7 protein-coding genes are annotated in these 10,760 nt (G+C 72.3%); 2 read left to right on the plus strand and 5 right to left on the minus strand.

What is annotated here, in order from left to right; genetic code table 11:
* The 3 genes from KOI35_RS46840 to KOI35_RS46850 all read right to left on the minus strand — a co-directional run.
* Positions 1–249 (minus strand): helix-turn-helix domain-containing protein (locus KOI35_RS46840; RefSeq protein ID WP_215796301.1); only part of this gene is annotated, 249 nt, incomplete at its 3' end.
* 148 nt (positions 250–397) lie between these two features.
* A complete protein-coding gene (locus tag KOI35_RS46845) occupies positions 398–1,486 on the minus strand; it encodes a nucleotide disphospho-sugar-binding domain-containing protein (RefSeq protein WP_215796302.1) in 1,089 nt (362 codons plus the stop codon).
* Positions 1,471–3,456, minus strand: coding sequence for a cytochrome P450 (locus KOI35_RS46850; protein WP_215796303.1), 1,986 nt, complete (start codon positions 3,454–3,456; stop codon positions 1,471–1,473). The genes KOI35_RS46845 and KOI35_RS46850 overlap by 16 nt, the downstream gene beginning before the upstream one ends.
* Positions 3,457–3,587: 131 nt before the next feature.
* Here KOI35_RS46850 and KOI35_RS46855 point away from each other — a divergent pair, with 131 nt between their 5' ends.
* Positions 3,588–3,788 carry a hypothetical protein gene (locus KOI35_RS46855; RefSeq protein WP_215796304.1) on the plus strand — a complete coding sequence of 67 codons (201 nt, stop codon included), beginning with the start codon at positions 3,588–3,590 and terminating at the stop codon, positions 3,786–3,788.
* 4 nt (positions 3,789–3,792) lie between these two features.
* On the opposite strand, the gene KOI35_RS46860 is transcribed toward KOI35_RS46855, so the two are convergent.
* The gene (locus tag KOI35_RS46860) at positions 3,793–5,700 is read right to left on the minus strand and encodes a glycoside hydrolase family 15 protein (RefSeq protein WP_215796305.1); all 1,908 of its coding nucleotides are present in this window, start codon (positions 5,698–5,700) and stop codon (positions 3,793–3,795) included.
* A 27-nt stretch (positions 5,701–5,727) separates the two neighbouring features.
* Positions 5,728–10,398 (minus strand): diguanylate cyclase, encoded by a 4,671-nt coding sequence (locus tag KOI35_RS46865; protein WP_215796306.1) that lies wholly within the window; start codon positions 10,396–10,398, stop codon positions 5,728–5,730.
* 153 nt (positions 10,399–10,551) lie between these two features.
* Between KOI35_RS46865 and KOI35_RS46870 the strand changes: the two genes are divergently transcribed.
* On the plus strand, positions 10,552–10,760 hold a 209-nt coding region (locus KOI35_RS46870; RefSeq protein WP_215796307.1), incomplete at its 3' end, for a helix-turn-helix domain-containing protein.

Genomic DNA, 10,760 nt, shown 5'->3' on the forward strand with positions numbered 1-10,760 from the left:
GGCGTCCATCTCGCCGTCCGTCTCGTCGTCCAGGGCGGTCGACCTGAGCGCGGCGACGAGCCGACCTCCGGCGCCGAGCGCCTGGTCCAGCCGCTCGGCGACCGCGTCGTTCGGCGGCTTGCGGCCCTTCTCGAGATCCTCGATGTAGCTCTTCCCGTGATGGGCGAGCTCGGCCAGGGCGCGATAGGAGAGGCCGCGTTCGGCGCGGAGGCGGCGGAGCTCGTCGGAGAAGCGAGCGGCATCAGTCATCGGCGTATCCCTGCTAGCGGTCAGGGCGACGCCAGGCTCCGCTGGAATCCGGTCGCCGCCTCGAGGGTACGCCCGCGGGCCACCTGGCGGTGATCCCTGATCTTCCGAGCTGGGCAGATCGGCCGAAGTCCGCCGCGGCTCGACACTCTCAGGGCTGTCGACGTCCGGTCAGCTCGGCCGCCACCGTGGCCGGGGAAGGCATGGCCTCGATCTCGGCTCGCAACGTGGTCGAACTAGCGCGGAAGGACGAGTCGGCCAGGACGGCCGTCGCTCCCGCGTGGACGGCCGCGGCGGTGCGGTCGGCGAAGGGGATGGTGCGGGCCACGCCGGCGCCGGTGAGGCGGTCGGCGATGTTGAACTGGTCGGCCATCTGGGGCATCACCAGGTGTGGCACGCCCAGCGTCAGGGCGGCCATCGCGCTGTTCGAACCGCCGTGATGGACCAGCAAATCGCAGGTGGGTAGCAGCAAGTGGTGGGGCACCCAGGCGATCCGGCGCACGTTCGGTGGCAGGTCGGTCAGGGCCTCGGCGCCGCTGCCGGAGACGATGACCTCGCAGTCCAGGGCGGCCAGGCCGCGGACTGCGATGGCCAGGCCGTCGGCGCTGACGGGCACGGTGCCCAGGGAGACGGCGATACGGGGCCGCGACGAAGGCGAGTACAACCAGTCAGGGGCGGTGCAGGCCGTGCTGAAGGGCACGTAACGCATCGGGAGTACGGGCGCGGACGACGCGCTCAGCGAAGGCGGGCATGTGTCCACGACGGCCACGGGTGAAGTGGCCGGGCCCAGGGCGGACAGGCGGTCGGCGATCGTGGCCCGAGCGAGGTCCATGAGCTCTGGCGGCACGGGAATGCCCCACTCGTGGCGTACCCAGGGAACGTTGGCCTTGGTGGCGGCGACCGGGCCGGCGAACTCGACCGGGTCGCTGATGACCAGGTCGGGGCGCCAGGATTCGACGACGGCGAGTACGTCGGGCAGCATGCGCTCGGCGACGGCGGCGAACACCGTCAGGTCCGTCTGCGGCCGGCCGACCAGCTGGGTCCCCGCAGGCCAGCAGTTGAAGAACGTCGCGTCTCCGCCGGCCACGACCGTGGTCAGGCCGGAACGGCGGATGCACTGGGTCAGCGCGCGCGGCGCCGCCACCAGCACCTCGTGGCCGTCCAGGTGAAGGGCCCAGGCGAGTGGCACCATCGTGAAGAAGTGGCTCGCGGCGGGATTGACGGTCAGCAGGACACGCATGCGGGCTCCAGGGTGACGGGCAGGTCGTCGATGCGGCGCAGCAGTGTGCCGGGGGCGCGGAAGCGCGGCGGGCCGGCCAGGCGCAGGCCGGGGAAGCGTTGCAGCACACGGGTGATCAGGACCGCGGCCTGCATGCGGGCCACCGCCGCCCCGGGGCAGTAGTGGCGGCCCGCGCCGAAGCTGAGGGACGGGCCACGGACCGTGCGGGTGATGCGGAAGCTGTCGGGGTCGTCGGTGTAGGCCGGGTCGCGGTTGGCCGCGCCCAGCACGGCGTGCATCTTGGTGCCGGCGGGCACCTCGACGTCGCCGTAGCGGCAGGGCTCGGTCGTGACGCGGACGGCGATCTGGACCGGTGGTTCGAGGCGCAGCACCTCGGTGATGCAGGCGTCGGCCCGGCCGGGGTCGTCGCGGACCAGGGCGGCCTGGCCGGGGTTCTCCAGCAGCAGTTTCAGGGCCACCGCGACCAGGCTGGCCGGACTGTCGTGGGCCGCGCCGAACAGCATGACCAGGTCGCCCAGGGCACCCTCCTCGTCCGACGGGTGCTGGTCGTGGACGAGTCCGGCCAGGCCGCCGCGACGGCCGCGCAGGCCGGCCAGCACCCCGGCGCCGGCTTCCTCGACGCCGGCCCGCTGGCGGGGTGTGCTCGACGGTTCGAGGACGGTCGAGGTCGCGCCGACCAGGTCGCCCAGGCGCAGCGCCTCGTCGTCGGGCAGGCCGAGCATGCGGCCGGTGGTCAGCGAGGCGAACGGGACCGCGAGGGCCTCGGTGGCGTTGACCACGCCGTCGGCCAGACGGGCGGCGAACCGGTCGAGCAACTGGTCCGTGATCGACGAGGCGTCACGCAGGTAGCTCTCGGTGCGGCGTGGGTTGAGGTTGCGGGCGAGCGCCGCCCGTACGGGAAGATGGGCCTGACCCTCCCGCAGACCGAACGAGCGCAGCATCTTGGCCCGGAACGGACCGTCGTCCCACCCGGCCGGCAGGTGTTCGGGCGTCTCGCCGACGGCGTGACAGGTACGGTCGTTGAGCAGCCGATGGCAGTCGGCGTAACGGGTCAGAAAGACGGCCGAGCCGAGCCCGGGCCGGTCGAGCAGCATCACCGGCGCGGTCGCGCGCAGCCTGGCATAGGCCGGATAGGGGTCGCCGGCCGGCCGCGGCCGCACGATCTCGAGGCAGAGCCGGGTGGCGCGCTCCCGGTCGGCCGCGGTCCAGAAGGCGACGAGTTGTTCGGCGGTCTCGGCCGCCCGCTCCAGCATCGGGCTGTGCCCGGTCTCGGGCACGATCACGTGGGTCGCGCCCGCCGTCCCGGCATAGGCCGCCATCTCGGCGTGCGGCCACAGCCGGCGGTCCCGGGCGCCGTGCAGGACCATTTTCCCGTACGGGGTCAGGCGCAGCTCCCGCCCGAGGTCGTCCTCGCCGGCCAGCGACTGCAGCATTCCCCGCAGGAACGGCAGGCGCATGGTGTCCAGTCGTCGCCGCCAGAGGTCGCGCCGGCCGCCGTCGCTGCCGGGCAGGATGCGCAGGATGAGCGGCCACATCAGCTCCGGCCCCTGGGCGACCAGCGCCTGTTCGAAGCGGTCGAGGGTCTGCCGGAGCCGGTCGCTGGTCATCTGCGGTCCACTGGCGATCATGGTCAGCGACCGGAACCGGGCGGGCTCGCGCAGCCCGGCGGCGCGGGCCACGAAGCCGCCGAGCGAGTGCCCCACGACATGGGCCGGTTCGTCGCCCGCGAACGCCTCGATCACCGCGAGCAGATCCCCGGCGTGCCGCTCGACCGTGTGCGGGCCGTCGTCGCCCGCCTCGTAGTGCCCCTGGAAGTCGTAGGCCAGCGCCCGGAACCCGGCGGCGGCGATGGCGGGCAGCACGGGCGCGTAGTCCTCGGCCGAGCCGACCAGTCCCGGGCCGAGCACCACGGCGGGGCCGCGTTCGCCGGCGACCAGAGCGCGGACCGTCCCCCGTTTGGTCTTCAGCACCTCGACACAGTAACGCCCATTTAGGCATATACCGGACAGAAGGGCGTGCGTTTCGGGAACGATGTCCGGGCCCACCCGGTCCGGCCGGCTGCGATAGCGTGAGCGCAGGCTCAACCGTCAGGAGAACCACGATGCCCGACACCACACCGGACGAGACCGCCCCGGACGAGAACGAGCCGGAGGTCGAGGAGTTCGCCAACCGGGCCGCCCGGCGCGCCAAGGGCAAGGGCGGCGCCAAGCCCGGGACCTTCGGGCAAGGCCAGGGCCAGGCCCCGCACGGCCGGGGCTCGGTGCAGAGCCCCCGCCAGTACGGCAACCGCCGCAGCGGCTGACCCGCTACGACCCTGGGTTCGCCGGATTGAACCCGCCGGGCACCTGGCTCTGCTCGGCCCGGATCACGTGCATCACCGCGTTGATCAGGGCCAGGTGCGTGAACGCCTGCGGGAAGTTGCCCAGGTGGCGGCCGCTGTAGGTGTCGATCTCCTCGGCATACAGCTCGAGCGGGCTGGCGTACGCGAGCAGCCGTTCGCACAACTTGCGGGCCTGCTCCACCTCGCCGATCTCGACCAGGGCCGAGGCCAGCCAGAACGAGCAGATCGTGAAGGTGCCCTCCTCACCGGACAGCCCGTCGTCGGTCTCCTCGACCCGGTAGCGCAGCACCAGCCCGTCGATGGTGAGCTCCTCGGCGATGGCCCGTACGGTGGCCTTGATCCGCGGGTCGGTCGGCGGCAGGAAGCGCATCAGCGGCAGGAGCAGCAGCGACGCGTCGAGCGCGTCGGCGCCGTAGCGCTGGACGAACACCCCACGGTCGTCGACGCCCTTGGCGCACACCTCGGCGTGGATCTGGTCGGCCAGCGTCTGCCACTTGCTCGCGTACGTGGGCTCGTCGTAGAGCCGGGCCAGCCGGGCGCCCCGGTCGAGCGCGACCCAGCACATCACCTTGCTCGAGACGAAGTGCTGCGGCTCGCCCCGCACCTCCCAGATGCCGCGGTCGGGTTCCTCCCAGTGCGCGGCGGCCTGCTCGACCTGCTGTTTGAGCACCGGCCAGAGCGACTCCGGCAGCTGCTCGCGGGAACGGGCGTGCAGGTAGACCGAGTCGAGCACAGCACCCCAGACGTCGTGCTGCTTCTGTTTGTACGCCGCGTTGCCGACCCGTACGGGAAAAGCTCCCTCATAGCCCGAGAGGTGAGGCAGCGACTCCTCCTCGATCTCGCGCTCTCCGCCCACCCGATACATCACCTGCAGCTCGTGGCCGTTCTCGCAGGCGTCGTGGATGAAGTAGAAGAAGTCGTTGGCCTCGCGGTCGAACCCGAGCGTGTAGAGCCCCCACAGCGCGAACGTGGAGTCGCGCACCCAGGCGTAGCGGTAGTCCCAGTTGCGTTCGCCGTGCGGCGTCTCGGGCAGTGCCATCGTGGCCGCGGCCAGCAACGCCCCGGTCGGCGCGTAGGTCAGGCCCTTGAGGGTGAGCGCGCTGCGCTGCAGGTAGCTGCGCCACGGATGGTCGGGGAAGTCGCCCAGCGTGATCCACTGCCGCCAGTACTCGGAGGTGCGTTCCATCCGGTCGCGCGCCTCGTCGATCGTGCGCGGGGGCGGCAGTGGCGACCACGACAGGGCCACGAAGTGCCAGTCGCCCTCGACCATGCGCGTACGGGCGTGGAGTCCCCGCCCCTCGATGCCGGGCCGCAGGTCGGTGGTCAGGCGCAGCGTGACGTCGCCGTCCGGGTGCTCGGCGACCACCTCGCCGTAGCCGGGGCCCTCGTACCGCCAGGTCGCCTCGCGCCGGCCGTAGTCGAACACCGGCTCGCAGCTCATCGCGAGGTCGACCGATCCGCTGACACATTTCACCGTACGCAGGAGGCAGTGCTCGGCGTCGTAGTCGGTGGGTGAGCGGCGGTGCGTCCGGGAGCGCTCGTCCACGTTGTGCCACGGACCCATGCAGAGCGCGTCCCGGACGATCAACCAGCCCGTACGGGTCTGCCAGGTCGTCTCGACCATCAGGCTGCCCGGCATGTAGCGACGGGCGGCCGGGACCATCTCGTCGTACGGGCCGAGCCGGAACGCGCCCGCGCTGCGGTCCAGCATCGTGGTGAACACGCTCGGGGAGTCCGGCCGGGGCAGGCACATCCATTCGACGGCCCCGTTCGGGGCGACCAGGCAGGTCGCCTCGCAGTCGGACAGGAACGCGTAGTCGGCGATCGGCGGGAAAGGGCTCCGGGCCCAGGTCTGCGTCGGCTCCTCGCTCATGCTAGCGACTCTCGTCGCGACCGGCGATCATGCCAAGCTCCGTTCACCAGTCGGCAAACCGGGCTCCACGCGGTTGCGGCCGAGACGTTTGGCCTCGTACAGGCCGGCGTCGGCGTCCGCGATCAGGTCGGCCACCACCCGGCCGTCCGACGGCACCTCGCTCGCCACCCCGATGCTGACCGTGATCACCCGGGCCGGGGCCGCCGGGTGCGGCTCGGCGCTTTCATTGATGGCCAGCTGGATGCGCTCGGCCTGGTCCAGCGCCTGTGACCGGTCCGCGCCGGGCATCACGACGGTGAACTCCTCACCGCCGTACCGGGCCGCGAGCCACCCGTCCGGGACCTGGGCCGCGATGGTGCGGGCGACCAGCTTGAGACACTCGTCGCCGGCCGAGTGCCCGAGCTCGTCGTTGTAGAGCTTGAAATGGTCGATGTCGATCATCGCGACGGCCAGCGGCTCCTCGCCCGCGGCGCAGGTCACCCAGGCGGTCTCCAGTTCGGCGTCGAGCCGGCGGCGGTTGGGCACACCGGTCAGCGCGTCGGTGCCGTTGAGGATCTGCAGCTGGGCGTTGGCCAGGCGGAGCTGCTCGGTGCGCTCGGCGACCTTCTGCTCGAGCGACGTGTAGAGGGCGGCGTTCTCCATCGAGACGACGAGCTGGCTCGCGATGATGTTGACCGCGTCGAGCCGTTCGTCGGTGAAGGTGCCCCGCCAGAGCCGGTTCTCCAGCACCAGCATCGCCCGCGGGACGCCGTGCGAGAGCACCGTGACCGCGAGCGCCGCGCACAGCTCGAGCCCGTCGAAGTACGGGTCCTGGGTGAACCGCGGATCGTCCACCGCGTTGTCCAGCACCAGCGGTTCCCGGGTGCGCTCGGCGTAACGGACCACGCTCATCGGGATCCGGGCGCCGGTGATCACGGCGTGGCCGTCGGTCCACTCGCTCTGCTCGTCCTCGCGGATCAGCAGGTGCACCTTGGTCGCGCCGGTCAGCGTGGTCAGGATCTCGACCACCCGGTGACGCAGCGGGTCGAGGTTGGTCTCGGAGCTCAGCGCCCGGGACGCCTTGACCACCGCCATCAGGTCGACCGCCTCGGAGGCGAAGCTGGTCGACGCGGCGAGGCTGGCCGAGCCGGCGTTCGTCCGCCGCTCACGCAGGAAGGCGAACTCCCGTTCCTGCGCGGTCGCCTTGGTCGTCGCACCCCAGTCCCGCCAGTGCTCCTGGGCGTCGCGCAGCAGCCGCTCGCCCAGGTAGTCCATGCCGGCGGCCAGGTGGAAGCGGGCCGCCCGCTCGGCGATCAGGGCGTGCTGCCAGGGGCGGCGGCGCCGGGCCACGGCCTGCAGGGCGGCGTCGAAGGTGGCGGCGGCCGACGGGTCCGAGGTCGCCCAGGCCCGTTCCGCGTCGAGCAGCAGGGCCAGGTGCCGGTAGTTCGCGGGCGCGTCGGCTGCGCGTGCGGAGAGCCACGCCCGTACGGAATCGGCCTCGTCGAACTTGCGGTCGGCGAGCAGAGCCATTCCCCGTACGAGATGAGCGGTCGCCGTGAAGTAGTTGCCGGCGATGAACCCGATCGTGGCCTCGATCCCGGCCGCCTGCTCGACCAGCCCGGCGAAGTCACCGAACATCAGCGCGGCCAGACCGCGGGTGATGTGCCGGTAGGCCGCGGCCATCGGATGACCGGGCGGCCCGATGTCGACCGGCGCCTCGGTCAGCGTCCGGTGCAGGGCGTCGAACTCGGCCATCACGGCCGCGTTCTGCTTGTTGCCGACCTTCACGGTGAAGCTGGTCGAGCGGGCCAGCTCGGACTGGAACGCGGACAACGTGGGAGCGCAGTCCAGCATCGCGGGCACGGTCGTGTGCGTGGTGAAACAGGCGAACGCCAGGTCGCCACAGTGCACGAGCCGCTCGTGGGCGCGGCGGGCCAGCGAGACGCTGTGCTCGAGCGGCTCCGACCAGTGGGCCGTGCTGACCGAGGCCAGGAACCGGGCCACCGCGGTCTCGGCGTCCCACCCGCGCCGGTCGCCGGCCTGCTCGACGTGCCGCAGCACCCGGTAGCCGGTCTGGAAGTCGTCGCGGAACAGCACCGCGGCGATGCCCGCGTGGGCCAGCGGGCCGATCAGCGCGGCCGACGGGCCGTGCTCGGTCCAGACCTGCTGGGCCGTGCTGACCAGCCACACCATCGCGGCCGGATCGCTGAAGAACGCGGGCGGCATCATCCGGTTGATCACGTGGCAGGCCGCGACCGTCTCCGGCGCCTCGACGGCCGGCCGATCGTCCTCGTCGCCCAGGCTCAGTGACCAGGCGGCCAGCCGGTCCAGCCGGGCCGGGACCTCGGCCTGCAGCTCGTCCACGGCGGGCGCGGTCAGGCCGAGACGCCGCAGCTGGCCCAGGCCCAGGGTGAGGGCGTCGGAGGCGTTCCCGCGTACGGTAAGGCTCTCGATCTGCACCCCGCACGGCTCGGCCAGCGCCACCGGGTCGAGCCGGTCGGCCAGTTCGGCGTAGAGCGCATCGGCCTCGGGCAGCCGGCCCAGGCTGTAGAGGGCGCGATGCCAGTCGATGACCAGGGCCGGGTCGTTGCTCAGCGACACCGCCGCGGCCAGGTACTGCTTGGCCACCGCGTAGTTGATCATGCGGACGTCGGCCGCGGTGGCCCGGAACAGCTCGGCGACCGTTTCGCGACGCTCCGGGGCGACCAGGTCGGCCGCGGGCAGATACTGCTGGGCGGCCATGCTCGCGAACTCCGGCCGGGCGGCCAGGCGCTCGGCCAGCACGATGTGGACCAGGCGGCGGGTGCGGAGCGGGATTCGCGCGTACGCGGCCTGCTGCACCCGGTCGTGCCGGAAGCGGACCTCGTCGCCCACCAGCACCAGCCCGTCCTCGAGGGCCGGGGCCAGCCACCCGGTGACCGCGGCCCGGGTGGTCCGCAGCGCGTGCGCGAGCAGGTCGAGCCCGGTCTCGCCGCCGAGCGCGGCCATCACCGCCAGCAGCCGCCGGGTCGGCCGGGGCACCTGGGCGATCCGGGCGATCAGCAGATCCCCGATGTCGCGGTCGCCGACCCAGGTCCGGACCTGCTGGTCGTCCCAGCTCCAGCCGTCGTCGGACGGGGTCAGCACCCCACTCAGCCGCAACCCGTTGATCAGCTCGACCGTCTCGAACGGATTTCCGCCCGTACGCGGCGCGATGACCTCAGCCAGCTCGGCGGCCCGCGTCGCCGGCATCCGCAGGGTCTCGGCCAGCAGCGTGCACAGGTCGTCGGCGGGCAGGTTCCGCAGCCGCAGGTCGGCCGGCGGCGGGTCGAGCCGCTGCCAGCGGGCCAGCACCGCGGAGAGCGGATGCGCCTCGTCGACCTCCTCCTCCCGGTAGGCGCCGATCAGGAACAGCCCCGGCATCCCCTCATCGGCCAGCAGCCCCTCGAGGAACGAGATCGGCGTGGCCGCCGCCCACTGCAGGTCGTCGACCACCATGACCAGCGGCCGGGCCGGCGACACGACCGACCGGGTCAGCGCCAGCAGCCCCTGGAACAGCCGCCCCTGCGCCTCGGTCTGGTCACCGCGGGCCTGCTCGGGTTCGACCCGCAACAGCGGCCCCAGCTCCGGAATCAACCCGGCCAGCAGCCCCGCGTTGTCACCCAGGGCCGGCGTCAGGGCGGTCCGCAGCCGGGCCAGGTCGGCCTCGGTCTCACCGAGCAGCAGCCGCACCAGCGCCCGATAGGAGCCGGCCACCGCGTCCGCGGCCGGATCCTGCCGGAACTGGTCGAACTTGCCGGTGACGAACCACCCGCCGGCCGCCGTGACGATCTGCCGCAACTCATTGATCAGCACCGTCTTGCCGACCCCCGAGCGCCCGCTGATCAGCAGCCCGCGAACCCGCCCGGCCAGCGCCTCCTCGAACCCCGACCGCAGCCGGGCCACCTCGGCATCCCGCCCGACCAGCCGCGACGGCGGCACGAGCCGGTCCGGGAAGTCGCGGGTGCCCAGCTCGAACCGATCCCCGGCGGCCCGCTCGAGGTCGTAGGCGCAACCCACGGCACTCTGGTAACGCCGGTCGGGTTCCTTTTCGAGGAGCCGCTCGACGATCTCACCGAGCATCGGCGGAATCGACGGGCCGGCCATCGGAGCCGGCCGCCGGGCCAGGTGGTCGTGCAACAACTGAAGCGGGTCGGTGCTGGCGAACGGCGTCCGCCCGGTGGCCATCTGATAAATCGTGGCGCCGAGTGCGTAGAGATCGGAGCGCCGGTCGATCGACCGTCCGGTCCGGCCGGTCTGCTCCGGCGCGAGGTAGGCCAGTGTGCCGACGATCTGGCTCTCGTGCCGAAACCCGGCCACTTCCTCGGCCGCGGTGGTGGCCAGCTCGAAGTCGATGAGAACCGGCCGATCCCCGTCGCCGAGGATCACGTTGGCCGGGTTGATGTCCTTGTGTACTACGCCCGCCTTATGCACGGCGGCCAGCGCGCGGGCCAGTCCCGTCGCAACCGCAATGACCGATTCGGGCGGCAGGGGTCCGGCTTCCAGGCGGGCGGCCAGGCTCTGGCTGCCTTCGTCGACCAGCAGCAGGTCGGTGTCGGTGGGGCCGTCGCCCGCGAGCCGGGCCACCCCGTCGATGCCGGCCAGTCGTTGGAGGATGTCGTGCTCGTGGCGGCAGCGTTCAGCCGCGTCCGAGCCGCGCAGCTCCTTGCGGATCTTGTTGTCGCTGAGCTGACGCACCACGCGGGTACGCGCGCTCTCGTACAAGACCGCCTCAGCGCGTGGCACAACTATCCCATCGGCGCCGCCCGCCCAGGCCTGAGCGCGGCCGCCTGCGCTACCGTCGACCCGGCGGCTGGTATCCGTCGTCGCCCTGCCGCTATCGGGGATACGCCGATGACTGATGCCGCTCGCTTCTCCGACGAGCTCCGCCGCCTCCGTGCCGAACGCGGCCTCTCCTATCGCGCCCTGGCCGAGCTCGCCCATCACGGAAAGAGTTACATCGAGGATCTCGAGAAGGGCCGCAAGCCGCCGAATGAAGCGGCGCCGGAGGTCGGCTCGTCGCCGCGCTCAGGTCGACCGCCCTGGACGGCGAGATGGACGCT

Source organism: Paractinoplanes bogorensis (assembly GCF_018829635.1).
Taxonomy (GTDB): domain Bacteria; phylum Actinomycetota; class Actinomycetes; order Mycobacteriales; family Micromonosporaceae; genus Actinoplanes; species Actinoplanes bogorensis.